The sequence below is a fragment of the Chryseobacterium sp. SIMBA_029 genome (genome assembly GCF_046535275.1).
In the GTDB taxonomy this organism is placed as follows: Bacteria; Bacteroidota; Bacteroidia; order Flavobacteriales; family Weeksellaceae; genus Chryseobacterium.
Genome location: NZ_JAWRXA010000719.1, coordinates 1 through 245, shown reverse-complemented (window position 1 = coordinate 245; position 245 = coordinate 1). Strand labels below are relative to the sequence as shown.

The window sequence follows — 245 nt, the reverse complement described above, 5'->3', positions numbered from 1 at the left end:
ATTGGTACGGGGGTGGCACGCCTTGCGGGGGCAAATAACGATGCGTTGGTGATGGCAGATTTTTCGTTTGGAGCAGCGGCAACCATCTCTTCAGCTGTAGAAGTAGGACAACTTGCCGTAGAGCAGCTCGGCTCGCGTTATCCAATTAAATCCGCTCAAGGCAACATTCAATTTCCAGCTTCAGGCAGAAGCTCGCTGCGTGAGCCGGAATGGCCTTTTAGTACAGGGGTGACCCCTCCGCCCTC

General features: G+C 54.7%; 1 protein-coding gene. It reads left to right on the top strand.

All coding sequences use genetic code 11. The features are described 5' to 3' along the window. Positions 1-245, top strand: a 245-nt coding sequence (locus SB679_RS25820; RefSeq protein ID WP_410705224.1) for a hypothetical protein, incomplete at both ends; no start/stop codon positions are given.